At 62.7% G+C, this 26155-nt stretch carries 28 protein-coding genes and 1 riboswitch; of the genes, 14 read left to right on the top strand and 14 right to left on the bottom strand.

What is annotated here, in order from left to right:
* Positions 1-16 precede the first annotated feature (16 nt).
* The 3 genes from ACODRW_RS03890 to ACODRW_RS03900 are packed head-to-tail and all read left to right on the top strand — an operon-like array spanning position 17 to position 1969.
* On the top strand, positions 17-448 hold the full coding sequence (locus ACODRW_RS03890; RefSeq protein WP_253314769.1) for a GNAT family N-acetyltransferase: 432 nt from the start codon (positions 17-19) through the stop codon (positions 446-448).
* A 25-nt stretch (positions 449-473) separates the two neighbouring features.
* Positions 474-1466 carry a S66 family peptidase gene (locus tag ACODRW_RS03895; RefSeq protein WP_488905214.1) on the top strand — a complete coding sequence of 331 codons (993 nt, stop codon included), beginning with the start codon at positions 474-476 and terminating at the stop codon, positions 1464-1466.
* Complete coding sequence (locus ACODRW_RS03900) at positions 1463-1969, top strand: GNAT family N-acetyltransferase (RefSeq protein WP_488905215.1); 507 nt, start codon at positions 1463-1465, stop codon at positions 1967-1969. The genes ACODRW_RS03895 and ACODRW_RS03900 overlap by 4 nt, the downstream gene beginning before the upstream one ends.
* Before the next feature lie 144 nt (positions 1970-2113).
* Here ACODRW_RS03900 and ACODRW_RS03905 read toward each other — a convergent pair whose 3' ends face one another.
* The 4 genes from ACODRW_RS03905 to ACODRW_RS03920 all read right to left on the bottom strand — a co-directional run bounded on the left by ACODRW_RS03905 (position 2114) and on the right by ACODRW_RS03920 (position 5396).
* Positions 2114-3433, bottom strand: a complete 1320-nt coding sequence (locus ACODRW_RS03905) for a hemolysin family protein (RefSeq protein WP_107801355.1) — start codon at positions 3431-3433, stop codon at positions 2114-2116.
* 141 nt (positions 3434-3574) lie between these two features.
* Positions 3575-4297 (bottom strand): uracil-DNA glycosylase, encoded by a 723-nt coding sequence (locus ACODRW_RS03910; RefSeq protein ID WP_227105924.1) that lies wholly within the window; start codon positions 4295-4297, stop codon positions 3575-3577.
* Positions 4298-4413: 116 nt separating this feature from the next.
* Positions 4414-4737: a rhodanese-like domain-containing protein gene (locus ACODRW_RS03915; RefSeq protein ID WP_488905216.1), complete on the bottom strand. Its 324-nt coding sequence runs from the start codon at positions 4735-4737 to the stop codon at positions 4414-4416.
* A complete protein-coding gene (locus tag ACODRW_RS03920; protein ID WP_107801352.1) occupies positions 4737-5396 on the bottom strand; it encodes a protein-L-isoaspartate O-methyltransferase family protein in 660 nt (219 codons plus the stop codon). The genes ACODRW_RS03915 and ACODRW_RS03920 overlap by 1 nt, the downstream gene beginning before the upstream one ends.
* 93 nt (positions 5397-5489) lie before the next feature.
* A riboswitch (TPP riboswitch) is annotated at positions 5490-5640 on the top strand.
* A 118-nt stretch (positions 5641-5758) separates the two neighbouring features.
* Here ACODRW_RS03920 and thiC point away from each other — a divergent pair.
* Together thiC and ACODRW_RS03930 are read left to right on the top strand one after the other, a co-directional pair.
* Positions 5759-7639, top strand: coding sequence for a phosphomethylpyrimidine synthase ThiC (gene thiC / locus ACODRW_RS03925; protein ID WP_488905281.1), 1881 nt, complete (start codon positions 5759-5761; stop codon positions 7637-7639).
* A gap of 115 nt (positions 7640-7754) precedes the next feature.
* Positions 7755-7988, top strand: a complete 234-nt coding sequence (locus tag ACODRW_RS03930) for a DUF2789 domain-containing protein (RefSeq protein WP_107801350.1) — start codon at positions 7755-7757, stop codon at positions 7986-7988.
* Here ACODRW_RS03930 and ACODRW_RS03935 read toward each other — a convergent pair.
* Positions 7985-8896 (bottom strand): 5'-methylthioadenosine/S-adenosylhomocysteine nucleosidase, encoded by a 912-nt coding sequence (locus ACODRW_RS03935; RefSeq protein WP_488905217.1) that lies wholly within the window; start codon positions 8894-8896, stop codon positions 7985-7987. The genes ACODRW_RS03930 and ACODRW_RS03935 overlap by 4 nt on opposite strands.
* A 172-nt stretch (positions 8897-9068) precedes the next feature.
* On the opposite strand from ACODRW_RS03935, the gene ACODRW_RS03940 reads away from it, so the two are divergent.
* On the top strand, positions 9069-9833 hold the full coding sequence (locus ACODRW_RS03940) for an SDR family oxidoreductase (RefSeq protein WP_488905218.1): 765 nt from the start codon (positions 9069-9071) through the stop codon (positions 9831-9833).
* On the opposite strand, the gene ACODRW_RS03945 is transcribed toward ACODRW_RS03940, so the two are convergent.
* Positions 9834-10403 carry a PTS sugar transporter subunit IIA gene (locus tag ACODRW_RS03945; protein ID WP_107801347.1) on the bottom strand — a complete coding sequence of 190 codons (570 nt, stop codon included), beginning with the start codon at positions 10401-10403 and terminating at the stop codon, positions 9834-9836.
* A gap of 110 nt (positions 10404-10513) precedes the next feature.
* Positions 10514-10843 (bottom strand): hypothetical protein, encoded by a 330-nt coding sequence (locus ACODRW_RS03950; protein ID WP_227105915.1) that lies wholly within the window; start codon positions 10841-10843, stop codon positions 10514-10516.
* A gap of 159 nt (positions 10844-11002) precedes the next feature.
* Here ACODRW_RS03950 and ACODRW_RS03955 point away from each other — a divergent pair, with 159 nt between their 5' ends.
* Both ACODRW_RS03955 and ACODRW_RS03960 read left to right on the top strand, forming a co-directional pair.
* Complete coding sequence (locus ACODRW_RS03955) at positions 11003-11452, top strand: GNAT family N-acetyltransferase (RefSeq protein ID WP_107801345.1); 450 nt, start codon at positions 11003-11005, stop codon at positions 11450-11452.
* A 25-nt stretch (positions 11453-11477) separates the two neighbouring features.
* A complete protein-coding gene (locus ACODRW_RS03960; protein ID WP_488905219.1) occupies positions 11478-11951 on the top strand; it encodes a pyridoxamine 5'-phosphate oxidase family protein in 474 nt (157 codons plus the stop codon).
* A 1-nt stretch (position 11952) separates the two neighbouring features.
* Here the strand turns inward: ACODRW_RS03960 and ACODRW_RS03965 are convergent, their stop codons facing one another.
* The 3 genes from ACODRW_RS03965 to pyk all read right to left on the bottom strand — a co-directional run bounded on the left by ACODRW_RS03965 (position 11953) and on the right by pyk (position 15534).
* Complete coding sequence (locus ACODRW_RS03965) at positions 11953-13164, bottom strand: winged helix-turn-helix domain-containing protein (RefSeq protein WP_107801343.1); 1212 nt, start codon at positions 13162-13164, stop codon at positions 11953-11955.
* A 73-nt stretch (positions 13165-13237) separates the two neighbouring features.
* Positions 13238-14014, bottom strand: coding sequence for a substrate-binding periplasmic protein (locus ACODRW_RS03970; protein ID WP_107801342.1), 777 nt, complete (start codon positions 14012-14014; stop codon positions 13238-13240).
* A 113-nt stretch (positions 14015-14127) separates the two neighbouring features.
* Positions 14128-15534, bottom strand: a complete 1407-nt coding sequence (gene pyk / locus ACODRW_RS03975) for a pyruvate kinase (protein ID WP_107801341.1) — start codon at positions 15532-15534, stop codon at positions 14128-14130.
* A gap of 729 nt (positions 15535-16263) precedes the next feature.
* On the opposite strand from pyk, the gene glpK reads away from it, so the two are divergent.
* From glpK to ACODRW_RS04000, 5 genes are all read left to right on the top strand, one after another.
* Positions 16264-17769: a glycerol kinase GlpK gene (gene glpK / locus ACODRW_RS03980; RefSeq protein ID WP_107801340.1), complete on the top strand. Its 1506-nt coding sequence runs from the start codon at positions 16264-16266 to the stop codon at positions 17767-17769.
* Positions 17770-17855: 86 nt separating this feature from the next.
* Complete coding sequence (locus tag ACODRW_RS03985) at positions 17856-18557, top strand: MIP/aquaporin family protein (protein WP_107801339.1); 702 nt, start codon at positions 17856-17858, stop codon at positions 18555-18557.
* Between the two features lie 124 nt (positions 18558-18681).
* Positions 18682-20028, top strand: a complete 1347-nt coding sequence (gene glpT / locus ACODRW_RS03990) for a glycerol-3-phosphate transporter (protein WP_488905220.1) — start codon at positions 18682-18684, stop codon at positions 20026-20028.
* 403 nt (positions 20029-20431) lie between these two features.
* Entirely contained in the window at positions 20432-21949 is a 1518-nt protein-coding gene (gene glpD, locus ACODRW_RS03995; protein ID WP_235085554.1) for a glycerol-3-phosphate dehydrogenase, read from the top strand.
* Between the two features lie 252 nt (positions 21950-22201).
* Complete coding sequence (locus ACODRW_RS04000; RefSeq protein WP_253314762.1) at positions 22202-22720, top strand: hypothetical protein; 519 nt, start codon at positions 22202-22204, stop codon at positions 22718-22720.
* Positions 22721-23161: 441 nt separating this feature from the next.
* Here ACODRW_RS04000 and ACODRW_RS04005 read toward each other — a convergent pair whose 3' ends face one another.
* Genes ACODRW_RS04005 through ACODRW_RS04020 form a run of 4 tightly spaced genes read right to left on the bottom strand, consistent with a single transcriptional unit; the run spans position 23162 to position 24986 of the window.
* Positions 23162-23623, bottom strand: a complete 462-nt coding sequence (locus tag ACODRW_RS04005) for a hypothetical protein (RefSeq protein WP_488905221.1) — start codon at positions 23621-23623, stop codon at positions 23162-23164.
* Complete coding sequence (locus ACODRW_RS04010; protein WP_488905222.1) at positions 23608-24456, bottom strand: hypothetical protein; 849 nt, start codon at positions 24454-24456, stop codon at positions 23608-23610. Before ACODRW_RS04010 ends, ACODRW_RS04005 begins: the two co-directional genes overlap by 16 nt.
* Before the next feature lie 3 nt (positions 24457-24459).
* Positions 24460-24630: a hypothetical protein gene (locus ACODRW_RS04015; RefSeq protein ID WP_488905223.1), complete on the bottom strand. Its 171-nt coding sequence runs from the start codon at positions 24628-24630 to the stop codon at positions 24460-24462.
* On the bottom strand, positions 24627-24986 hold the full coding sequence (locus tag ACODRW_RS04020; protein ID WP_488905224.1) for a PAAR domain-containing protein: 360 nt from the start codon (positions 24984-24986) through the stop codon (positions 24627-24629). The genes ACODRW_RS04015 and ACODRW_RS04020 overlap by 4 nt, the downstream gene beginning before the upstream one ends.
* A gap of 361 nt (positions 24987-25347) precedes the next feature.
* Here ACODRW_RS04020 and ACODRW_RS04025 point away from each other — a divergent pair, with 361 nt between their 5' ends.
* Positions 25348-26025, top strand: coding sequence for a B3/B4 domain-containing protein (locus ACODRW_RS04025; protein ID WP_227105891.1), 678 nt, complete (start codon positions 25348-25350; stop codon positions 26023-26025).
* Positions 26026-26155 lie beyond the last annotated feature (130 nt).

A 26155-nucleotide genomic window follows, 5' to 3' on the forward strand; every position in this document is an offset into this window, starting at 1 on the left:
GGTGGAGATCAGGACAATGCGGGCGGCGGATGCCGCCGCCGCGGCGCGGCTATGCCTGGATCTGGGCTATGAAGCGACGGAAGCGGACATCAGCGAGCGTTTCGCCAGGTTGACGACACTGCCGGACAACCAGGTTTGGGTGGCCGAAAGAGACGGCGTCGTGCTGGCTTGGGCGCATTGCCGCGGCGTGCACCTGCTGCAAGCGCCGTCGGCGATAGAGATTGTCGGCATCGTGGTCAGCCCGGCTTGTCAGGGCCAGGGTTTGGGACGGCGTTTGCTCAGCGCTTGCGAAGCCTGGGCGCGGCAACTCGGTTATCGGCATATCCGGCTGCGCTCCAGCGTTCATCGCGTCGAAGCCCATGCTTTCTATCGTCATCTTGGTTATCGGCAACTGAAGACCAGCCACAGCTTTGCGCGGGATTTGAGCGAGGAAGCCGTCCTGCCTTGATGTTTATCCACAGGAGCAATCGCCGATGACGGCTTTTCCCGCGCCCTTGAGGCCAGGCGACCGCATCGCCGTCACCGCTTTTTCCTCCGGCGTGCCTCCGGTCTTGCACGGACAACTGGATCGCGCGCTGCAATGTCTGCGCGATCAGGGCTGGCAAGTGGTGGAGGGCGCTTGCCTGTGCGGCGAATCCCAGGACGCCAGCGCGCCGGCCGCCCAACGTCTGGCGGAGCTCAACCATTTTCTTTTCGATCCGGAGATTCGCGCCATCCTGCCGCCCTGGGGCGGCGAAAGGGCGATGGAATTGCTGGCCGGCATCGATTTCGCCGCCTTGGCGCGTTTGCCGCCCAAATGGCTGGCCGGGTTTTCCGATATTTCCACCGTGCTGACGCCGCTGACCCTGTTGGCGGGGTGGGCGACCTTGCACGGGCCGAACCTCTTCGATCTGGGCAATCCGCAGCGGATGGAAGAGAATTCGGCGCTGCTGCACGCCTTGCGCCACGGTTTGCCGCCTCAGCAAGGCCATTACAAGGCGTTTTGGCGCTGGGACGCTCCGGGAGAGTCTTATCCGTCCACGCTGCGCGTGTTGGGCGCGCAAAGGGCCCGCATGGCCGGCCGGCTGATAGGCGGCTGCCTGGATACGCTGAGCCGGCTGCAGGGCAGCCCTTATTTCGATTTGCGCGCGTTCAAACGGGAACCCGCGCTGCTTTACCTGGAAAACTGCGAGCTGAGGCCTTGCGAGTTGCTGCGCGCGCTGCTGGGCCTGCGCCTGTCCGGCGCGCTGGACGGCTTGAGCGGGCTGGTGTTGGGCCGCAGCAGCGGACCGGACGCCGCGGACGCGAACGCCTTGAGCTACAGCCAGGCCGTGGAAACGGCTTTGGACGGACTGCCGTATCCGGTGGCGGTGGACGCCGATATCGGCCATGTGCCGCCGCAATGGACATTGATGAACGGCGCCTGGGCCGAACTGGAAGTGGACGCGGGCCAGGCTACGCTGCGTTTTGCGAAAGGATGCGCATGAGTTGGCAATATCGTTTGGCCGGGGCGGGGGATGTGGACGCGTTGCGGACGCTGATCACGGAGCACGGACCCAATCCGTGGAACTGGCTGCCGGCGGACGGGGTGGAGCGGAGTTTGCGCCAGGTGGCTGCCGGCGAAGCCTGGGCGGCCTTGTTCGAGCGAGACGGCCTGCTGGGGGCCGCCATCCTGTATCGGCTGCACGATGCTTTTCCCCAACACCGGCCGGCCGAGGTGGCGGCGGAGGCCGCCGGCTACATCATGGAGGCGGTGGTGCGGCGCGATCAGGCCGGACAGGGCCTGGGCAGCTTGTTGTTGCGACAGGCTTGCGAGGATCTGGCCGCGCGCGGCGCGCGCTGGGTGACGGCGGACCGCCACGAGGAAAACGCCGCGTCCGGCGGCATGATGCGCAAGGCGGGTTTCGTTGAACTGGCCAGCTTCGACGATTGGGAACGCCGCGCCGGCGGCAGCCGTCGCAGCACGGTGTGCGGGCGCTTGCTGGGCTGAACGCTTGGTCTGCGGCGCTGCGGCGGGACTTTAAGCAGGAGGCGTTGAAAACCGCTTAAAAATGCTCGCCTACCACCTGTGCATTCCGCTGTCTCAGCGCTTTTCGTCTTGTCTCGCTCTGGCTCGCGAGATTGTAAACAGGTTCTAAATGCCGTCGTCGGCCGGCAGCGCCGCCGGCGGCGTCGGCAGTCGGGTGAGCAGAATCTTGTCTACCCGGGTCTTGTCCATGTCCACCACTTCGAAGCCGAAGCCGTTCCAGTCGAAACGGTCGGTGACGCTGGGCACCCGGCCCAGCTGGAACATCACCATGCCGCCCAGGGTGTGGATATTGCCGCCGGCTTCGCCCGGCAGCGCCTCGTCTATGTCGAAAAACTCCTTGAAGCGGTCCAGCGACAGCATGCCGTCTATCAGCCAGCTGCCGTCCTCGCGCTGGGCGATATCGTCGTTTTCGGCGCTGATGGCGGGCATGTCGCCGACGATGGCTTCCAGTACGTCGTTCATCGTCACCAGGCCTTCCAGCTCGCCGTACTCGTCCACCACCAGCGCCATGTGATGGCGGGTCTGCTTGAACTGCTCCAGCAGCTGCATCAAGGTGATCTTGGCGGGCACGTAGAGCGGCTGGGACAGTTCGGCGGCGACGTCGGCTTGTTGCCCGGCCAGCATGCGGTCCAGCACGCGTTTGGCGTGCAGCACGCCGACGATCTGCTCGATGCTGCCGCGGCAGACCGGGAAATGGTTGAAATGGTGGTTTTGCAGCAGGCGGTGGTTCAGTTCGGGCGCGTCGTCCAGATCCAGCGCCACGATGTCCTTGCGCGGCGTCATCGCCGCGGCCACCTTGCGGTTGTCCAGCCGGAAGATATTGGTCACCAGCTCCTGTTCGGCGCGGTCGAACACCCCCTCGTCCGCGCCTTGCTCCATCAGCACCCGGATTTCCTCCTCGGTGATGGACGGATCGCTGCTCTTCTTGGCGCCCAAGAGCCGCAACAGGCCGTCGGTGCAGCGGCTCAGGGCCTGGACCAGCGGCGCGCTGAGCCGCGACAGCAGCAGCATAGGCCGCGCCAGCGCGGTGGCCACCGCCTCAGGGTTGAGCAGCGCCAGCCGCTTGGGCACCAGCTCGCCGAAGATCAGCGACAGCAAGGTGATGATGAACACCATCAGCGCCACCGACAGCGGCTTGCTGTAGGGCTCCAGCAAGGGATAGTCCTGCATCGCCCGGCGCAGTTGTTCTGACAGCGCGGCCTCGCCGTAAACGCCGGACAGGATGCTGATCGAGGTGATGCCTATCTGCACCGTGGACAGGAAGCGGCTGGGGTCGTTGGCCAGTTTCAGCGCGGCTTGCGCGCCGCGTTGGCCGTCGTCCGCGCGTTGCAGCAGGCGGACCTTGCGGGAAGAGACGATGGCGATTTCCGCCATGGCGAACAGGCCATTGAGCAGAATCAGGAACAGCAGAACGAGAATTTCCACGGCGAGGACTGGGGCTGAGGAGAGGGAGCCCTAGCTTAGGCCATGACGGCGCGCTGGAAAAGAGTCTAAGAGCCAGTTCAAAGTCTGGCGAGCAAGAGCGAGACAAGAAGGGCGGGCAGGGAGGCCTGCCCGCCATCCTGCTCAGAACAGGCTGTTCTGCGGCGCCGGCGCGCCCCACTGGACGGCGCCGCGGCCGCGCGACAGCAGCCAGGCGTTGACCTGCGAAAAATGGCGGCAGCCGTGGAAGCCGCGGCTGGCGGACAGCGGCGAGGGATGGGCGGCGTCCAGCACCAGGTGGCGGCTGGCGTCGATGCGTTCGGCCTTGGTCTTGGCCCAATTGCCCCACAGCAGAAACACGCAGCCGGCGCTTTGCGCGTTGACGGCGTCGATCAGCGCGTCGCTGACCATTTGCCAGCCCAGCTTGGCGTGGCTGCCGGCCTTGTCCCGCTCCACGGTGAACACGCTGTTGAGCAGCAGCACGCCTTGTTGCGCCCAGTGGGTCAGGTCGCCGCTATTGGGCACGCCGCAGCCCAGATCCGCGGCCAGCTCCTTGTACAGATTGCGCAGGCTGGGCGGCACCCGCACGCCGGGCGGCACGGAAAACGACAAGCCCATCGCCTCGCCGTCGCCGTGGTAGGGGTCTTGCCCCAGGATCACCACGCGCACATCGGCCGGCGCGGTGAAGGTCAGCGCGTTGAAAGTCAGCGGCGCGGGGGGAAAGAGGATTTTGCCCTGCGCTTGCTGAGTTTGCAGTTCCCGGTCTATGCCGGCCAATTGCTGTTGAATGACCGGCGTTGACAGCACTTTCTCCCAGTCGGGATGAACGCGGGCCAGGGCGGGAGACAGGTAAGACAATGCTTGCATGGAAAATTACGGCTCTTGCTATCGTGTGGGGGATTGGAATCCGGCAGACCGGTTTCGTTCCATGAAAAAGCCGTTCCCACGGGAACGGCTGGCGACGACGGCGCGCGGCGGCTAAGTCAGTAGCGCGCCATTTGCGGGTCCACTTCCGCGGCCCAGGCTTCCACGCCGCCGGCCAGGCTCAGCACCTGTTCGAAGCCGGCGTCCAGCAGGAAACGCGCCACGTGCGCGCTGCGCACGCCGTGGTGGCAGATCACCACGATGGGCGCGTCCGGCAGCTCGCTCATGCGCAGCGGAATCAGATTCATCGGGATGTGCTGCGAGCCGGGAATCATGCACAGCTGCACTTCCCACGCTTCGCGCACGTCCAGCAGCACCGGCGGCTCCGCGGTGGTGTCGGCCAGCGCCGCCGCCAGATCGCGGGCGCGGATTTCCTGAACCATCAAAACGCGAAGCGTTCCGGCTCTACCGCTTCCGCCTTGGCCAGGCGGGCGATACAGGTTTCGAACAGGCCGGTTTCGCTGAAGCTGGCTTCGGTTTCGCGCTTGATCAGCTTGCAGGTCATCACCGGCAGATCGCCCGCCACCATGATCAGACGGCCGCCCACGGCCAGCTGGTCTTTCAGTTCCTGCGGCACCACCGGCAGCGAGCCGCCGACCACGATCACGTCGAAGGGCGCTTGTTGCGGCAGGCCCAGCACGCCGTCGCCTTCCACCAGGGTCACGTTGGCGATGCCGGCCTGTTTCAGGTTGGCGGCCGCGGCTTCGCGCTGGGCGGGGTCGATTTCCACGCTGTAGACATGTTGGCCCTGCTTGGCCAGCAGCGCGGTCAGATAGCCGCTGCCGGTGCCGATTTCCAGGATCTTGTCCTTGGCTTGGATGGCGGCGTCCTGAACCAGGCGCGCTTCCATTTTGGGCTGCAGCATGAAGCTGCCGTTGGGCAGCGGCAGTTCGGTGTCGACAAAGGCCAGGCTGCGTTTGTCGGCGGCGACGAACTGCTCGCGTTTCACGTGAAACAGCAGGTCCAGCACGTTCGTGTCAAGTACGTCCCACGGACGAATCTGCTGCTCGACCATGTTGAAACGGGCATTCTCAAAATCCATCAGCTCACTCCGGAGGGGCTTGCCGCCGAGTGAAAAAAGCGGCGGCGTGTCATGACGATAACTTGCGATTATCCCACATTTGCCGTACCTTCACAGCATCGCTAGGGGTCCTGCGCGACGGTCGGCAAGATGATCCATATCCTTGAAAGGATAGGATAATCGTTAAAGATTGTTGCGCGGGTGAGAAACACCCTTGGAACCTGACCCGGATAATACCGGCGTAGGGAAGCGTCAGCTGCCTTCGGCCCGGCATTGTCTTGTCGGACCGGCTCGCAGCCCGCCCAAGCGGCGGTCCGCTCCTTGCGCCATTCATCGACCAGGAGAATCGCCCGATGAACGCGCCCGCAACACCCAATCAAGCCATGGTGGTGGACACCGCCGCCATCCAGCCCTTGCCCAATTCCCGCAAGATCCACGTCGCCGGCAGCCGGCCGGACATCCGCGTGCCCATGCGCGAGATCAGCCAAAGCGACACGCCCACCCAGTTCGGCGGCGAAGCCAACCCGCCCATCACCGTCTACGACACCAGCGGCCCGTATACCGACCCGGACGCCCGCATCGACATCCAGAGCGGCCTGCCGCCGCTGCGCGCCGGCTGGATCGCCGAGCGCGGCGACTGTGAGCAGCTGGCCGGCCTGTCCAGCGAATACGGCCGCGCCCGCGAGGCCGACCCCAAGCTGGCCGAGCTGCGTTTCAACCTGACGCGCCAGCCGCGGCGGGCGCTGCCGGGCCGCAATGTCAGCCAGATGCATTACGCGCGCCGCGGCGTCGTCACGCCGGAAATGGAGTTCGTCGCCATCCGCGAGAACCTGCGTCGCCGCGAATACCTGGACGCGCTGCGCGAAGCCGGCGGCAAGAACAGCCGGCTGGCGGAACTGATGACGCGCCAGCATCCCGGCCAGGCTTACGGCGCGGCGCTGCCGGAGGAGATCACGCCGGAATTCGTGCGCGCCGAGATCGCCGCCGGCCGCGCCATCCTGCCGGCCAACATCAATCACCCCGAATCCGAGCCCATGATTATTGGCCGCAATTTCCTGGTCAAAATCAACGGCAATATCGGCAATAGCGCGGTAACGTCTTCGATCAGCGAAGAAGTTGACAAGATGACTTGGGGCATACGCTGGGGCGCGGACACCATCATGGACTTGTCCACCGGCAAGAACATCCATGAAACCCGCGAATGGATCATCCGCAATTCGCCGGTGCCCATCGGCACCGTGCCCATTTACCAGGCGCTGGAAAAAGTGGGCGGCAAGGCCGAGGACCTGAACTGGGAAATCTTCCGCGATACGCTGATCGAACAGGCCGAGCAGGGCGTCGATTACTTCACCATCCACGCCGGAGTATTGCTGCGCTATGTGCCGATGACCGCCGGCCGCATGACCGGCATCGTGTCGCGCGGCGGCTCCATCATGGCCAAATGGTGTCTGGCCCATCACCGCGAAAACTTCCTCTACACCCATTTCGAGGGCATCTGCGAAATCATGAAGGCCTACGACGTGGCCTTCAGCCTGGGCGACGGCCTGCGGCCGGGCAGCGTCTGGGACGCCAACGACGAGGCGCAGCTGTCGGAATTGAAGACTCTGGGCGAGCTGACCGCCATCGCCTGGAAACACGATGTGCAGGTGATGATAGAGGGCCCCGGCCACGTGCCCATGCAGCTGATCAAGGAGAATATGGACAAGGAGCTGGAGTGGTGCCACGAGGCGCCGTTCTACACCCTGGGGCCGCTGACCACCGACATCGCGCCCGGCTACGACCACATCACCTCGGCGATAGGCGCGGCGCAGATAGGCTGGTACGGCACCGCCATGCTGTGCTACGTCACTCAGAAGGAACACCTGGGCCTGCCGGACAAGAATGACGTCAAGGAAGGCATCATCACCTACAAGCTGGCCGCGCACGCGGCCGACCTGGCCAAGGGCCACCCCGGCGCGCAGATCCGCGACAACGCGCTGTCCAAGGCGCGTTTCGAATTCCGCTGGGAAGACCAGTTCAACCTGGGGCTGGATCCGGACAAGGCGCGGGCCTTCCACGACGAGACCTTGCCCAAGGACAGCGCCAAGGTCGCGCATTTCTGCAGCATGTGCGGTCCGCATTTCTGCAGCATGAAGATCACCCAGGACGTGCGCGAATACGCGGCCAAGCAGGGCATCAGCGATCAGGACGCGCTGGCGCGGGGGATGGAGGTCAAGTCGGTGGAGTTTCTGAAGGGCGGCTCCAAGCTTTACGACAAGGTGTGAGCCCGGAGTCAGGAGAAAACGGCGGCCGCGGCCGCCGTTTTTCATGGCGCAAGGGCCGGCGGCGGCGGCGGCGATTCGGGTCTATCATCAGACATCCCCTCATAGGAGAAGCGTCATGGACACCAGCGAGCATTCCCTGTCCGGGCTGTTCCGCCAGTTGGGCCTGGCGGACGAGCCCGCCGCCATCCGCGCCTTCATCGCCAGCCATCCCTTGCCGCGGAACGCGGTGCTGGCCGACGCGCCGTTCTGGACGCCGGCGCAGGCGGATTTTCTGCGCCAGGCCTTGGCCGAGGACGCGGACTGGAGCGAGGAGGTGGATGAGCTGGCGGTGTTGTTGCAGCTGGGCTAGGGCTTTAACGCGCGCAGCAGCCCCCGTACCGTATTGGCGGCATTGTCGGCGGCGATCTGCATGAAGGTGTCCATTTCATTGGCGTGTTCGCTGCCGCCGGCCAGATCGGACAGGCTGCGGAAGGCGATGAAGGGCACGCGGTTGGCGTGCGCCACCTGGGCCACCGCCGCGGTTTCCATATCCACCACCTGGGCCTGGTAAGTCTTGGCCAGGTAATCGCGGTAGCCGGCGTTGTCCATGAAGATGGGGCCGGACAGGCCGTTGCCGCCGGCGACGATGCGCGGCGGCGCGGACAGGCAGCGCTGGGCGGCGTCGCAGCCGCGCAGGGTGTCCGCCGGCAAGTTCTTGGCCAGCCGCAGCAGTTCCGGGTCCACCTCGAACCAGAAGCGGGTTTCGCTGCCGCCGTCGGCGGTGGCCAGCTTGACGTCGCGCGGGTGGATCATGCCGTAGTTGGCGCGCGCGGCCGGGTCCGCGTACGGCGGCGGCGCGTAGCGGCCGGGCGCGGTTTCTCGCGCGTAGATGGCTTCGGCGTAATTGCCCCAGCGCCGCGGCACCGCCACGTCGCCGATGCGCAAGCGGTCGTCCACGCCGCCGGCGATGCCGCTGAACACGATGCGGCTCACATTGAAGCGGTCCAGCGCCAGCTGGGCGTTCATCGCCGCATTGCTCATGCTGACCCCGCTCATGAACAGCAGCACCGGCCGGCCTTCCAGTTGCGCGGTGGTGAAACGCACGCCGTTGACGCGGTATTCGCGTTTATCGACGGCCTGGTTCAGCAGCAGGGTTTCCTCCGGACCGAAAGCCGAAACCACGGCGGTGCGCGGCGCCGCGTCCAGAACGGGGGCGGCGTGGACGGCGGCGCTCAGCGCCAGCAGCGTGCCAACTAACTGAACCTTGAATGCTTTCATGACGAAAATCCGGATGGAAATGGAATCGCGCCATGATAAACGGTTTTCGCGTCGAAACCGCGCATCAAGTCAGCAAGAATCGGAATGCCAAACGGGTTGATCGGCCTGAAACTGAAGCTGTCGTCGCGCCGAAGACCGGCGCGGGCCTCATTCACTTTCAGGAGGAAACTCAATGGGCGCATTGATCAATAAAACCGCCATCGTCACCGGCGCCAGTTCCGGCATCGGCATGGTGGCGGCCAGGCTGTTCGCGAGCGAAGGCGCGCGCGTGGTGCTGGTGGCGCGGCGCGCGGCCAAGCTGGATCGGCTGGTGTCGGAAATCGTGGCCGGCGGCGGTCAGGCGGCGGCTCTGGCCGGCGATCTGACCTCGGAGGATTGCGCGCGGGAGGCGGTGGAGCTGGCGCTGGATAGATTCGGCGGCCTGGACGTCGCCTTCAACAACGCCGGCAGCCTGGGCGCGCTGGGCAGCCTGGACCAGGTGTCGCTGGACGGCTGGCGCGAGACGCTGGACAGCAATCTGAGCAGCGCCTTTCTGTGCGCCAAGCACCAACTGCCGGCCTTGTTGCGCAGCGGCGGCGGATCGATGATCTTCACCTCGTCCTTTGTCGGCCACGCCATCGGTTTCCCCGGCATGGCCGCTTACGCGGCCAGCAAGGCGGGGCTGGTGGGGCTGGCGCGCACGCTGGCGGCGGAATACGGCGCCCGGGGCCTGCGCGTCAACGCCTTGTTGCCGGGCGGCACAGACACCGAGATGGGCCGCGCCGCGGCGGCGACGCCAGAGCAGCGCGAGGCGGTGGCCGGCCTGCACGCGCTCAAGCGCATGGCCGCGCCGGAGGAGATCGCGCGCGCGGCCTTGTTCCTGGCGTCGGACGCGTCCAGCTTCGTCACCGGGACCACCTTGTTCGTCGACGGCGGCGTGTCCATCGGCAAGCTGTGATCAGAAGCGGGCCACCATCTTGCGCTTCACCGTGTAATCCGGCCGCAGGCTGGCTTCGCTGTCCATGAAGTAACGGTTGCTGTCCAGCAGAAAGTGCGGGTCGTTCAGCTCTTCCGGATCGGCCCAGTCGCATAGCAGGTGATAGAGCGCCTGCGCGCTGTGGCAGCGTTCCAGCGCCTGACGGAACGGCCGTTCCGCGAACATGCGCGCGCAGCTGGCCAAAATATGCAGATGGGCCTCGCGGCTTTGCCGCGGCAGGAGCAGCACCAGCGCGGTATGCACCGCTTGTTGGTCCGGGGCGTCGAAGGCGATGGGGGTTTGCAGCCGCAGCAGCAGCGCGCGGGCTTCCGTCAGGCCCTCGATGCGGGCGTGCGGCAGCGCGAGGCCGTGGCCGAGCGCGGTGCTGCCGGCCTGTTCGCGCTCATGCAGCGCGGCGGCCAGCGTCGGGCGGTGCAGGGCGTGGCGCTGGGCCAGCTGGGAGGCGGCGTGTTCCAGCAGCGCGGCCTTGTCGGCCAGGGTTTGATTGAGCAGGATGTCTTGCGGGCCGCAGAGGTCGGGCAGGGTCAGCATGGCGGATTTCTCCTTTGGCTAGGGGTGCGACCTCATCCTAGTCAGCAGGGGCTAAAGATCCGCTAAAGAAAACGCGCGGCGGCATAAAAATGCCGCCAACGCGGCCGGGCTTATTTTTGCTCGGATTGCGGCTGCTCGGCCTTTTTCTCCTGGGCCTGCAGCGCGCCCTTCACGGCGGAAGCCTGTTCTTTCAGCTTGTTCACCTGCTCTTTCAGTTCCGGGCTCAGCGCGGCGGCCGCGGCGCCTGCCTGTTTGGCGACGCCGATGGCGGCGCTGGCCTGTTCCTTGAGCTGGCCCAGCGGCGCGCTGCTGTCCTGCAGCGTGTTGTGCACCGTGCCGATGGCGCTGGAGGCGGACTCTTGCAATTGGTTGGTTTGCTTCTCGCTGCAAGCGGCCAGAGCCAGGGCGGAAGCGGCGGCGATCAAAAGCGTGGCGCGCATGTAAACGTCCTCGTTGGGGAAAATGCTGTATTGAGCGCCGGCGAAGGCCGAAGTTCCGGGGTGGCTCCTGGCTGCAAGGCCAAGTGGTTCTTATGACTCCGTCTTGCTTGGGCCACAATGCGCGCATTGGGCGCGTTTGCGCCGCCACTGGAGATCGGCATGAGCGATACGCTTTCCATCCGCCCGTTGCGGGCCGAAGACTACGAGGCCTGGTTGCCGCTATGGCGCGGCTATCAGCGTTTTTACCAAGTGACGATGGACGAGGCCACGGTCATGGGAACCTGGCGGCGCTATCTGCTGCCGGATCACGCGATGCGCGGCTGGCTGGCCTGGGACGGCGAGCGGGCGGTGGGGCTGGTGCACATCGTATTGCACCCCAGCAGCTGGACCTTGGGCGATTATTGCTATTTGCAGGATTTGTTCGTGGCCGAGGATTGCCGCGGCCTGGGCGCCGGGCGGCAACTGATCGAATGGGTGTACCGGTGGGCGCGCGAGCGCGAGTGTTCGCGGGTGTATTGGCTGACCCATGAGACCAACGCCACCGCGCGGCGGCTTTACGATCAATTGGCGGAGAACCTGGGTTATATCCAGTACCGGAAGACCCTATAGCCGTCACGGGCGATCAGGAGCAACCATGTCAACGCATAGCGTGGAATACTGGGCCGAACGTTCGGTATTGTGCTGGCTGGCTACGAGCGACGGAAATGGCCTGCCGAATGTTTCGCCCAAGGAAATGTTCATGGCGGTGGACGACTCTCATCTGCTGATCGCGGACATCGCTTCTCCCCGGTCGGTGGCGAATATTCGCGTCAATCCCCAGGTATGCGTGGCCCTGCTGGATATATTCGCGCAAAGAGGCTGCAAATTGCGCGGCACGGCCAGCATCATAGAGCAGGGCCAGCCCGAGTTTTTGGCGCTGGCCGCTCCGCTGCTCGCCATGGGACAGGGCCAGTTTCCCATTAGGAGATTGATCTCCATTGCCGTGGAAGGCGTCAGCGATATTGTGGCGCCCAGTTACCGCTTGATCGCCGGGACTACGGAAGCTTCACAACGGGAGGCGGCTTTCAAGCGATACGGGGTTAAGCCGCTGGAAGCCTCCCAGGGCTGAATCAACTGTTCAATGCCTGGGCCAGTGTCCCCGGCGCGCGCTCCACGTGCAGCCGCGGCGCGCCGTGCCAGTCGGCCAGCTTTTGCAGCGCGGTCTTGAGATCGGCGCTCAGCCGCGCGCTGTGGCGAACGCCGGGCTCCAGGTAGAGCGCCTTGACCTCGAACACGCCTTGGGCGCGATGGGCCTTGGCGTCCAGCCGGCCCACCAGCTTGCCGCGGTTGAGTATGGGCAGCACGAAATAGCCGTACTGGCGTTTGGGCGCCGGGGTATAGCATTCGATGCGGTAGTCGAAGTCGAACAGCTCCGACGCGCGCTTGCGGTCCCAGACCAGCGGGTCGAACGGGGACAGGATGGCGGTGGCGGTGGCCTTGAGCTCGCCTGAGACGGCTTGGGGCAGGCGTTCCGCCAGATCGGCGTCGACGAAGACGTCGTGCTGCCAGCCATCGATGCGGGCCGGGATCAGTTCGCCGGCATCGGCCATCTGGTGCAGCATGGCGTCGTAGCGGCCGCGCTTGAGCCGGTAGTAATCGGCCACCCAGCCGGCCTTGACCACGCCCAGCGCGCGGCAGCTATTGCGCAGCATCCGCCATTGCGCCTGTTCTTCGGTGGGCAGGTCGCGCGCGTCGTCCCAGCCGGGCTTCACCCGTTCCGCCAGATCGTAGACGCGCTGGAAATTGCGCCTCTCCCTGACCATCAGCCGGCCCAGCGTGAACAATACTTCCAGATGTCGTTTCTCCGGCTTCCAGTCCCACCAGCCGTTGCCCTTGCCGTCCTTGCGTTCGAAGTCCGCCGAACGCGCCGGGCCGTTGACGCGGATGCCGTCTATCAGCGCGTCGATGTCGGCGCGGTGCTGCTCCAGCCAGCGCAGCGAGAATTTCCAGCCCATCGCCTCGGGTTTGAGCATGCGGTGGCGCAGCAGGCCGTAGTCCTCGGCGGGAACGAAACAGGCTTCGTGCGCCCAGTATTCGAACAGCCGGCCTTCGGCCAGCAATTGGTCCAGCCAGGCCGGATCGTAGGATCCCAGCCGGCTGTGCAGCACCAGATAGGGGCTGCGCGCCACCACGTGTATGGTGTCGATCTGCAATAAGGCCATGCGGCGGATGGCGGCCAGCACGTCGGCCTTGCCGGCTTTGCGGCGCGGCGGGCTCAGCAGGCCCTGGGCGGCCAGTTGCAGATGGCGGGCTTGCTGCGGCGACAGGTGCAAAATGGACATGGCATGGTCATCGGTAGGACAAGTGGATGACTATAGCAAAAACCGTTTTGCTCAGGGGGACGCTAAGTCCGGCCTAGGGTTTGGAGGGGGGGCGACCGGAGAAGAACTGCTTCACCAATTGTTGATAACTGCCGTCCTGGCGCATTTTCTCCAGCGCCTGGTTGAAGCGCTGCAACAGCGGCAGCTGCGGCGAGGTTTTGTTGATGGCCAGATAAGTGGCTTTGCTGGCCAGGATGGCCGGCGCCACCGCGAGATTGGCGTAGGCGCCGTTTTGCATTCTGGCGTCCATCGCCTCCTGTATCGCCAGCACCGCGTCCAGATTGCCGCGCTGCAGGAGTTGCAGGTTCTGGCGGTCGGAGTCGCCGTCGTAGGCGCTGAAACGCTTGTCGGCGCGGGCGCGGTCGAATTCGTCGCCGTAGCTCCAGCCCGCCATCACGCCGACGCGCTTATTGTCCAGATCCGCCAGGCTGCGAAAATCGATGGGGCGTTGGCGGAGGTAGACCACCACGATGCGTTCCTGATACAGCGGCAGGCTGAAGTCGTAACGCTGTTCGCGGTTGACGGTTTTGTAGATGCCGGCCGCCGCCATGGCGCTGCGGTCCAGTTCGAAGATCGCGCGGCGCCACGTCAGGGCCCGGAACGCATGGGGAATGCCGGCTTTATCGCAGACGGCGCTGACCAGGCGCGGGTAGAGGCCGCCGACCCGTTCGTTCTCCTCGTACATGAAGGGCGGCGCGTTGGCGTCCACCGCCACGGTCAGGATGTCCGCGTCTTGCCCGCGGCAGGGCGCGGTCAGGCAGGCGCCGAGCAGCAGCAGGGTCAGGCCGAGGCGGCGGATGCTAGCGATCATCGAGAGGAATCCGGAACGTGCTGATCAGCTAAGCATAGCCGCTGACGCGGCCGACGACGGGCAAACGAAAACGGAACCCTAAGGTTCCGTTTGCTGTGACGCTCGGCCGGCGTTCAAGGGTAGACGATGCGCAGCAAATTGGTGGTGCCCGGCGTGCCGAAGGGCACCCCGGCGATGATCACCATGGGCTTGCCTTGTTCCGCCAGGCCCAGCTTGGTGGCGGCGAAGGTGGTTTTCACCACCATGTCTTCCAGGTTTTCCGCGTCCGGGCCGTTATAGGCCACCACGCCCCAGACCAGGGTCAGCCGGCGCGCGGTGTTCAGCCGTGGCGAGATGCCGAGTATGGGGGTGTGCGGGCGCTCGCGCGCCAGCCGCAGGCAGGTGGAGCCGCTGGTGGTGAAGGCGGCGGACACGGTGACCGGCAGCAGCGAACCCACTTTGCGCACACAGGCGGCGATGGCGTCGGCGCGGTCCGGCGCGTCGGCGGCGCTGTAATCCAGCGCCATCACCCGGCGGTAGTCCGGCGCGCTTTCCACGCGGCGGATCACCCGGTCCATGATGCGCACCGCTTCCAGCGGGAACTGGCCGGCGGCGGTTTCCGCCGACAGCATCACCGCGTCGGCGCCTTCGTAAACCGCGGTGGCCACGTCGTTGGCCTCGGCGCGGGTGGGCGTGGGCGCGGTGATCATCGATTCCAGCATCTGGGTGGCGACGATGACCGGGCGGCCCAGATGACGGCACTGATGGACGATGCGGCGTTGCACCACCGGCACGTCTTCCGGCGGCAGCTCCACGCCCAGATCGCCGCGCGCCACCATCACCGCGTCGGCCAGTTCGGTGATGGCGTCCAGCTCGTCCACCGCCGACGGTTTTTCGATCTTGACCATGATGCCCAGCTTCTGTCCCACCAGTTCGCGCAGCTCGCGCACGTCGTTGGCGGTTTGCACGAAGGACAGCGCCAGCCAGTCCGCGCCTTCCTTCAGCGCGAATTCGGCGTCCAGCCGGTCTTTGTCGGTGATGGCGGACAGGGGCAGGATGGTTTGCGGCAGATTGAAGCCTTTGCGGCTGGACAACTCCCCGCCCACCTCCACCCGGGTGGCGATGCGGCGCGCTTCCACTTGTTCCACGTGAAACGCCAGCTTGCCGTCGTTGACCAGGATGCGATGGCCGGGCTTGAGCGCGGCGAAGGCTTCCGGATGCGGCAGGCTGGCGCGTTGCGCGTCGCCGTCCACCTCGTCCAGCACGAAGTCGAAGGCGTCGCCGGTGTTCACCATCGTCGGCACGGCGAACTGGCCGATGCGCAGCTTGGGTCCTTGCAGGTCCACCAGCACGCCCAGCGGGCGGCCGAGCGCGGCTTCGGCGGCGCGGATGGACGCCAGGCGCGCGCGATGATCGTCATGGCTGCCGTGGCTCATATTGAGGCGGAACACGTTCACGCCGGAGCGCGCCAGTTCCAGGATGATTTCGGGCGTGCTGGAAGCCGGGCCCAGCGTGGCTAGGATTTTGGTATTGCGAAGCATGACAGTCCTTTATGCCCGGTCCGGCCGCGAGGCGTTGCGCGGCCTGGCGTGGGCGGTGTTGTTTTGCCAATCACATCCGTGCGTCTTTCCATCTAGGCTGCGCCGCGTTTGATGGAACTGTCTGTCATGCTGCCACAGTCGGACTGTAGCGGCTTGACTACGTAAGGCCGGCGGCGTTTAAGGCCGGAAAACGCGCGGCCTGTGTGCGAATCCCGCCACTGGATCAGGGTAAATGTTCGTTTTTTGCGCGTTTTACCCTTTTCAGCGGCAAGCGAGAGAAGCCGCCGAAAAGCTGGCCCTAGGGGGATCTTGGGACCAGAGCAGGGTTATTTTATCTCCAGATAAAGACAAAAACTTTGTTGCAACACAGAGTCAGTGGAGAATCATGGCGGCCAATGCGCTGCAACATAGGGCTTTTACTCGATAACTTGCTGAAACGGCACCCTTTGTAGTGGAGCGCTACAGGGAGCAAACCCTTGCTGTTATTGCTTTGCAGCATGAATTGGAGCGGCGCGGAAAGTCGCGATATTAAGATTTTTTTACGAAGAACGATTGACAAGCTTTGGCCGGGGCCTAGAATGGCTCGAAAATAAAACGAACGTCATAAGTACAAAAAGAAACATTATCAATAACTTGAGCGATGGAGCACGGTCCGCAACCGGCATCCGCCGCCGCATGCAACGAACGAACAGACACCAGGCCGCCCACCGGCTGAACAGGAGAAACCCTATGCAGGATCAATTCGTGTTGGCCTTGGATCAAGGCACCACCAGTTCTCGCGCCATTTTGTTTAATCGCAGCGGCGACATCGTGTCGCTGGCGCAAAAGGAATTCCGTCAGATCTACCCGCAGCCGGGCTGGGTGGAGCACGATCCGCAGGAAATCTGGGGCGGCCAGGTGGGCGTGGCGGCCGAGGCCGTGGCCAAGGCCGGCATCGACGGCCGCAGCATCGCCGCCATCGGCATCACCAATCAGCGTGAAACCACGATTGTATGGGACCGCGAAACCGGTCACCCGGTCTACAACGCCATCGTATGGCAGGACCGCCGCACCGCGGAATTCTGCGATGAGCTGAAGGGGCGCGGCCTGGGCGAGTTGATCCGCTCCAAGACCGGCCTGCTGGTGGACGCCTATTTCTCCGGCAGCAAGATCAAGTGGATTCTGGACAATGTGCCGGGCGCGCGCGAACGCGCCCGCGACGGCAAGCTGGCCTTCGGCACCGTGGACAGCTGGCTGATCTGGAATTTCACCCACGGCAAGGTGCACGTCACCGACGTGTCCAACGCCTCGCGCACCATGCTGTACAACATCCATACCCTGGAATGGGACGCCGAGCTGCTGGACATCATGGGCATTCCGGCCAGCATGCTGCCGGAGGTGAAAAGCTCCAGCGAAGTCTACGGTCACACCCACGCCGCCCATCTTGGCGTGGCCATCCCCATCGCCGGCGTGGCCGGCGACCAGCAGGCGGCCTTGTTCGGCCAGCAATGCACCCGTCCCGGCATGGTGAAGAACACCTACGGCACCGGCTGCTTCATGATGCTGAACACCGGCGACGCGCCGATCGAATCCAAGAACAATCTGCTGACCACCATCGCCTGGAAGGTGGACGGCAAGGTGCAGTACGCGCTGGAAGGCTCCATCTTCATCGGCGGCGCGGTGGTCAAGTGGCTGCGCGACGGCCTGGGCATCATCCGCCATTCCGCCGACGTGGGCCCGCTGGCCCAGGAAGTGGCCGACAGCGACGGCGTCTACCTGGTGCCGGCCTTCGCCGGCCTGGGCGCGCCGCATTGGAATCCGAACGCGCGCGGCACCATCGTCGGCGCCACCCTGGGCACCAAGGCCGCCCACATCGCCCGCGCGGCGCTGGACAGCATCGCCTATCAGACCATGGACGTGCTCAAGGCGATGGAGGCCGACGCCGGCTTCGACATCGCCGAATTGCGCGTGGACGGCGGCGCCACCGTCAACGAACTGCTGATGCAGTTCCAGTCCGACATCCTGAGCGTGGACGTGGTGCGCCCCAAGATCACCGAAACCACCGCGCTGGGCGCCGCCTATCTGGCCGGCCTCGCCGTCGGCTACTGGAAGAACGTCGACGACGTCCAGGGCCAATGGCAGCTGGACCACCGCTTCAAGCCGCGGCTGGAAGCCGCGCACGTGGCCGGCAAGGTCAAGGGCTGGCGGCGCGCGGTGAACGCCGCCAAGGTCTGGGCCGACGACGAACAGGCTTGATGAACGCGGCCTGTCTCGGACGCGACGACTGATAGGTTCCGCCGCCCGGGCGCGGCGGACGCACTCCTTATCCGGAAGAAACAATCATGAATCCTTTAATGGGCGAATTCATCGGCACCGCCTTGCTGGTGCTGCTGGGCAACGGCGTGGTGGCCAATGTGCTGTTGAAAAACACCAAGGGCCACAATAGCGGCCTCATCGTCATCGCCTTCGGCTGGGCGATGGCGGTCTTCGTCGGCGTGTTCAGCGTGGCGGCGATCAGCGGCGCCCACCTGAACCCGGCGGTGTCCGTGGCGCTGGCGGTGGCCGGCAAGTTTGCCTGGGCCAAGGTGCCCGGCTACGTGCTGGCGCAGATGCTGGGCGGCATGAGCGGCGCCGGCCTGATGTGGCTGATCTACCGCAAGCATTTTGACAGCACCGATTGCGCCGACACCAAGCTGGCCACCTTCTGCACCGGCCCGGCCATCCGCAGCCTGCCGGGCAATCTGGTGTCCGAAATCGTCGCCACCTTCGTGCTGGTGTTCGCCATCCTCAGCATGGTGGCGCCCAAGATGTCGCTGGGCGCCATCGACGCGCTGCCGGTGGCGCTGCTGGTGTTGGGCATCGGGGTGTCGCTGGGCGGCACCACCGGCTATGCGATGAGCCCGGCCCGAGATCTGGCGCCGCGCATCATGCACGCCATCCTGCCGATTCCCGGCAAGCGCGACAGCGACTGGGGCTATGCCTGGGTGCCGGTGGTCGGCTCCCTGATCGGCGGCGCGCTGGCGGCCTTGGCCTATACCCTGTAATGCCTGGCCGGTTCCTTGGACCCGGCCGCAGTTTTCGCGCGGCGGCGTTTTAGCCGCCGCGCTTGTAATCCGGAGCCGGCGCAGATCGGACCGTAGTTGCCACACTAAAAAATGAGGTGTTCCCATGATCAGCATGTTCCGTCCGGCGGCGCATCAGCCGCTATTGCCCTCCTCTGAGCAAGACAGCTTGTACCGGAGACTGCGCTGGCAGATCTTCCTCGGTATCTTCATCGGCTACGCCGGTTATTACCTGGTGCGCAAGAATTTCTCGCTAGCCATGCCCTACCTGGTGGAGCAAGGCTATTCGCGCGGCGACCTGGGCTTCGCCATGTCCGGCGTCGCCATCGCCTACGGCATTTCCAAATTCCTGATGGGCGCGGTGTCAGACCGCTCCAACCCCCGCGTCTTCCTCAGCGTCGGCCTGATTTTGTCCGCCGCCATCTTCCTGCTGATGGGCTTCGCCCCCTGGGCCACGTCCAGCGTGGGCATCATGTTCGTGCTGCTCTTCCTCAACGGCTGGTTCCAGGGCATGGGTTGGCCGGCCAGCGGCCGCACCATGGTGCACTGGTGGTCGCAGAAGGAGCGCGGCGGCATCGTGTCGATCTGGAACTGCGCGCATAACGTGGGCGGCGGCCTGATCGGCCCGCTGTTCATCCTGGGCATGGGCTGGTTCAACGACTGGCGCGCCGCCTTCTACGTGCCGGCCGCCGCCGCCATCGGCGTGGCCATCTTCGCCTATCTGACCATGCGCGACACCCCGCAGTCTTGCGGCCTGCCGCCGGTGGAAGCCTATAAGAACGACTACCCGGAAGACTACGACGCCAGCCACGAGCAAGAGCTGAGCGCGCGCGACATCTTCAAGAAATACATCCTGCCCAACAAATTGTTGTGGTACATCGCCTTCGCCAACGTGTTCATCTACCTGCTGCGCTACGGCGTGCTGGACTGGGCGCCCACCTATCTGAAAGAGGTCAAGCACTTCTCGGTGGACAAATCGTCGTGGGCCTACTTCTTGTACGAATGGGCCGGCATTCCCGGCACCCTGCTGTGCGGCTGGATGTCCGACAAGCTGTTCAAAGGCAACCGCGGCGCCACCGGCATGCTGTTCATGGCCCTGGTGACCGTGGCCACCGTGGTGTACTGGCTGAACCCGGCCGGCAATCCCACCGTGGACATGCTGGCGCTGATCGCCATCGGCTTCCTGATTTACGGCCCGGTGATGCTGGTGGGCCTGCACGCGCTGGAGTTGGCGCCGAAGAAAGCCGCCGGCACCGCCGCCGGCTTCACCGGCCTGTTCGGCTATCTGGGCGGCTCGGTGGCCGCCAATGCGGTGGTCGGCTACACCGTCGACCACTTTGGCTGGGACGGCGGCTTCATGCTGATGGTGGGCTCTTGCGTCGCCGCCATCGTGCTGCTGGCTTTGACCACCTGGCATGGGCGCGATCAGGACGCCGTCTTGAACCGGGTGTAGATCCCGCAGGGCCCGGCGCTGCCGGGCGCTTTACGAGGCGGCGACTCAGGTTGCCGCCTGTTTTTTTGCGTATTTCCGCGTTTATCCGGTTAAAAATACAAAACCGCGTGCTAACAACGTATAAACGAAAGCAAAATGTTGTATTTTTGTTCGTTTATAATTATTCTGGGTAGGATGGCATCGCAGGGGCGCTGACGCGCGCCTGCGAGGGAATAACAGCTGCTAAGAAGCTATTTACGATCTCGCGAGCTAGAACGAGACAAGGCGAAAACAGCCGAGAAAGCGGAATGTACGCGTGGTACATGAGCATTTCGAAGCTGTACTCACCGTGCCACGCCTCACGAAGCGCAGCAGATCGTAAACAGGTTCTAAGCAGGCCCCTGGAAAGAAAGAGGTAGGGAAGATGGCAGTGGAGATTTACGACCTGATGGTGATCGGCGGCGGCATCAACGGCGCCGGCATCGCGCGCGACGCGGCCGGACGCGGCTTGTCGGTGATGCTGTGCGAAAAGGACGATCTGGCCGCGCACACCTCCTCCGCCAGCACCAAGCTGATTCACGGCGGCCTGCGCTATCTCGAATACTATGAATTCGGCCTGGTGCGCAAAGCGCTGCAAGAGCGCGAAGTGCTGCTCAAGGCCGCGCCGCACATCATCTGGCCGCTGCGCTTCGTGATGCCGCACGACAAGAACCAGCGTCCGGAATGGATGATACGCTGCGGCCTGTTCCTCTACGATCACCTGGCGCGCCGCGAAGTGCTGCCCGGCTCCGAAACCGTCAGCTTCGCCAGCCACCCGGCCGGCCAGCCGATCAAGCCGGCGTTCAAGCGCGGCTTCGTCTACTCCGACGGCTGGGTGCAGGACGCGCGCCTGGTGGTGCTCAACGCCAAGGACGCCGCCGAGCGCGGCGCGCGGGTGCAGACCCGCACCGCCTGCGTCGGCGCCCGCCGCGACGGCGAACACTGGCTGTGCGAACTGCAGGCCGAAGACGGCAGCCGCAGCCAGGCGCGCGCTCGCGCGCTGGTCAACGCCGCCGGCCCGTGGGTGGAAAGCCTGATCAAGGACACGCTGGCCTTGCCGTCCGGCAAGTCCATCCGTCTGGTCAAGGGCAGCCACATCGTGGTCAAGAAGCTGTTCGACCACCCTTATGCCTACATCTTCCAGAACCCGGACAAGCGCATCATTTTCGCGATTCCCTACGAGCAGGATTTCACCCTGATCGGCACCACCGACGTGGAATACCGCGGCGATCCGGCCAAGGTGGCGATAGACGATCAGGAAGTGGCGTATCTGTGCCAGATGAGCAACCGCTACTTCCAGACCCAGATCAGCCCGGCCGACGTGCTGTCCACTTATTCTGGCGTGCGCCCGCTGCTGGACGACGAAGCCAGCAATGCCGCCAGCGTCACCCGCGATTACTCGCTGGAAATGGATCTGGACGGCGCGCCGCTGCTGTCGGTGTTCGGCGGCAAGATCACCACCTTCCGCAAACTGGCGGAAGAGGCGGTGGACAAGCTGGCGCCGTTGCTGGGCAACAACAAGACCACCTGGACCGCCGACGCGCCGCTGCCGGGCGGCGACATGCCGGGCGCGGATTTCGAGCGCTTCCTGCAAAGCCTGCGCCAGCAATATCCGTGGCTGCCGGAAGCGTTGGCGCGACGCTGGGCGCGCGCCTACGGCACCCGCGTGGCTAGATTGATAGGCGAGGCCGCCGGCCTGGAGCAATTGGGCGCGGAACTCCTGCCCGGCCTGTACGAAGCCGAGTTGCGTTATCTGGTGAACGAGGAATGGGCGACGCGCAGCGAGGACATTCTGTGGCGCCGTTCCAAGCTCAAGCTGCACCTGCCGGCGCACGCCGCCCAGGTGATCGACGCCTGGTTATTGGGCCAGGCCGCCGCGCGCGAGCAGCGGCTGACCGCCTGATTCAAGGCGGTTTCAAGCCAGAACAGCCCGGCCTTGCGCCGGGCTTTTTCTTTGCCGGTTCTTTGGCGGGCGGCGCGATGCGGACTGTAGCGGATTTATCCACAGGCAAGCCTGAAACCCGGATTCATCCACAGCGCAGGCAAGCGGCCGGTTTGATCGCTCGCCGCCCGCCCTCGGCGGGGCCGGGACGGCATGCGCGGGCCTTGCCGCGCCAAAGCTGCTACTCTTTGCTTTCCTAGCCTGAAGCCAGGCATGCAGTGGGAGCCTGATCAATTTGAGCGAGGCAAGGCGTTAGCGCTGAAGAATACGGTAGTGGGCGTTCTGAAGCGGCGTTCGCCGCGCAAAGCTTCGCGCAGCGCAGGCATTGAACAGGTTCTACGACCAATGGGAGGCTTTATGTCCGTAAAACGTCCATTTCGTCATGATGAGCATTCCGTCGCCCAGACGGAGTCCTTGCAGGAGCCCTCTTTCGCCGTGTGTCTGCCGGCGCGTTTGCGTTTGTACTGCCAGTTGGTGCCAGCCACGGCAAGCAATCAAGAGGCTTACCGGATGGGCCGCGCGTTTGCCGGCCATTACATGGCCTACGTGGCGGAGCACCCCTGCCATGCGGAAGATTCGCTGTTGGCGCGCATGGCGGAGCACGCCGATTTCACCGCGGAAGGGCTGGAAGGCGAATACTGGGCCGGCTTTTTTTCGCTGATAGAAGAGGCGGTGCTCAACGCGGTTGAACTCCTGGACGCGGATGGCAAGACGGGTGGCTCTATCCACTGAGCTCGCGCCATTGCGGTTTCTGCCCGGCCATGGCGCCGGGCTTGCTATTTGTGCCCGGCTTGCTTGGTTTGCAGCATGCTGCTTTAGAAGCTGACGCCGCTTAGCTGCGGGCTGTTCTTATCCACAGCGTCCAAGCCTGCATGTCTAGGAGGGGGCGAGTATCGGTAACCCAGCCCGTGGGTTTCATTCTACGATGCCAAAGACCTCGTTCCATTTCATCAATTCCGCCACCACTTCAGGGTTTGCTTGGTACTTTAATCAGCAAGCGCTTTTGTTGCTTGATTGCAATATTTATTTAAATATCGGATAACCTCACTTTGGTGAGTCTCTCCACCCCATGATACCTATCCTAAGCTGAAGTCTGTCATTGCATTTTCCACTTTTCCTCTAATCCCTCATGTTCTCTTGCCGGAATATAAATTAGTGTTGAGTTGCCCAGGCTTACAACTTACTCAGGATCAACAGTTTACGTAGCTTTAAAAAACTTGCTAGAGACCGGTGTTTTAAATCACTGATAGAATAGTGGCGTTCCCCTTTATCGTTTATTTTTACTGCATAACGATGATTATTGTCATATTTTTGAAAGGTAAATATATTTCCTTCTAAGCTGTACCTCTCAATTAAGCCATCGTCTCTATCTGGTGGAGAGTACAGATGCACACAATCCAAAATCATAAAATCTTTCGATAAAATATAAAATTTATAATTTGTCTCTTCCCAAGGAGCATTTTGTAAAACAATAAAAAACCTTCCATCATTCAACTCATATTGTGCAAATATAGTTTCAAAAAAATCCTTAATACCAATGTCAAATTCCTTGTGCGTGAGATGATAATATATCCCTCCACCCTCTTCCATTTTTTTACTTTTAATCAATCCAAAGCAGTTTATTTCATTTGCCATTTACTAAATTCCTCTAGCTCCTCATCCAAACTATCTACGACGTCTTCTGATACCACTCCACCAATGATACTACCGACCAAAACAACGGCAACTGCACAGATTGGTGCGCCTGGCCCACATATTGGTGTAACCAGCAAACCAGCCGCAGCTCCTCCAGCCATTCCGCCTCCAATCAAGGCTCCCTGTCTGACAACTTCTTTTTTCTTATTGCGAGCCTCCAAAACAGCATGTGCAGCAAGAGCAGCCGTCACAATCCATCCTACTTTCCCCATTACACTTAACCTTTTCGCGCTCTTGTCAAATATAGCGCTTGATCTTGCTGATGACTCTATAATGGCATAGTAAATTTTATTTTGCTCCGTTGCTGTTAGCAAATAAAATCCCTTGCCATAAATTTCTCTAGATTTTTTGTCTAAAAGGTGCTCTATGGTTCTGCCATCTTTCTTATATTTTTCAGCAACGACAACTCCTTGAGCAGAAGTCACCGTCCGGTGCTCTATCATAATTTGGTTGCGCATTTTATTGGAAAATTCCATTCCACTTTTAGCAGAAATTTTTCCTGTGTCTACATCCTCAAGCACGGCTTGTGCCATTCTTTGAATATTTTTCTGATACGAAGCACGCACATTCCCATCACTAATTGCATCCGTCGCAAAACGTGCCGCCGCCGCTTCAAGATTTTCAAGACTTTTCTTGAGCGGAGATTCCAGCTCATGCCGCTTATTCACTTGATAATAGCCACGGTATTCAATCTTATACTCGGGAAAACTATTCCCGCTGGTCGTGGAGGTGCCGGTGCTGCGGCTTCTGCCATAGGTTACGGAATCGTTCATGTCTCAGTCCTCGATCAGATTAAGGATTTGGCTGGCAAGGTTTGCGCCGCTATCTTCGCTATTTTCTGGAATTTCAACATGGCTGCCCGCCACCTCCGCCATGGAGTCGATCCGCAAGCAACCCTCTTGGTCAAACACCATGTTTTTGGTGCTGCCGTTGTTGAAGTTGATCATGCAGGCCAAGCCCTGGTAGTTTTCTGGCCGGGTAAGGCGAACTCGATCCAGTTCGGACCTTCCGCAGGCAAGGGCATCCCCGCCGTTACCATCGCGCTCAACGGGCCTGGAACCATCTGAACAGCCCTTGGCCGGGCTGCAATACGAAACGCATGCTGAGAAGCGATCAATATCGCCCCGCAAGAAGTCCGCATGCCCTCAACTGCAACGTTTTTGCCCCTGAAGGTGAAGTGTTCTACTCCCTCCACGATCACGAAGTCTTTTTTACATTGCGGGCAATAGCCTTTGTGGCCGACGCCCGCAGCGTTCTTGCCGCGAATATTAAAATTTCGGGAAGTATTCCAACACCGTTCCACCGTGAGAGGAGGAATCCCCTTCGCGGATAACTGCGCGTAAGCTTATATCGCCTCCTTTTACTTTCCCATCAATTAAAAATAACGATGGTTTATTTAATAGTAGGCACCGGCAACTGGCTTAAAGGCTAGTATTTCTATTTGCATTCCATTGCGTTTATATAAAAAATAAATACATTAAAAATGATTGATGCTTTGCTTATTTTTAATGATGGGTTATTTATTGGCAGTAATGGTTTTTATTGCGTGGGCAGCCAGAAATCATAATGGATTCAGTTTCACTAATGCCCCAGCAAAAAAACGCGTTTCCCCTTTGTCCGCGGCGGGCCTATGCTGAGGCGGATTCAACCGTGGAAAGTCCGAGATGCAGATTGCCCTGAGCCCCGCCTTATTGTCCCGCCTGCCGCAGATCCAGGTCAGCGGCCTGATCGCGCTGGAGATAGACGCCGCCGCCTTGCCCGCGCGCTTGCCGACGCTGCCGGAGCCGGAGCGCGATCTGGACGCGCTGCTGCAAGCCTGGAAGCAGTTGTACAAGGACTTGCCCGGCGACAAGAAGGCGCGCTGTTCGCTGGAATACCTGGTCAAGGCGGCGCAAAAGGACAAGCTGCGCAGCATTCTGCCGCTGGTGGACTTGTACAATCAGGCGTCCTTGTCGAGCCTGAGCCCGTTTGGCGGCGAGGACATCGCCAAGCTGGGCGGCGTATTGCAATTGGATCTGGCGGCGGGCGACGAGTCCTTCCTGCCGCTGGGACGGGATCAGGCGGAAACGCCGCAGCCGGGCGAGGCGGTGTGGCTGAACGGCGAGCGGCGGGTGGTGTGCCGCTGTCTGAACTGGCTGGAGTCGGACCTGTTCAAGCTGGACGCCGGCAGCCGCGACGTGGTCTTCGTCAGCGAGCGCCCGGATCAGGGGTTTCCTTCCGGCGCGGCGGGCATGGACTGGCTGGCTGAGCAACTGCGGCCGCATGCCGGAAGGCTGCTGCGTTTCGAACTGGACGCGGCGCGGGCGAGCTTTGAACTGGCCGCTGTGGATAAAGCGGCGTGAAGACGCCGGCTTGTGGGTAAGTGGCGCAGGCCTGCTTTTAGCCGAGCATCGTCGCGCGGCGATGGCGGCTTGTGGATAAAACGGCAGGATAAGGTTTTCTGTGGATAAATGAAAAAGGACGCGATCGCGT

It is taken from the genome of Chromobacterium sp. FG89, from assembly GCF_057808735.1.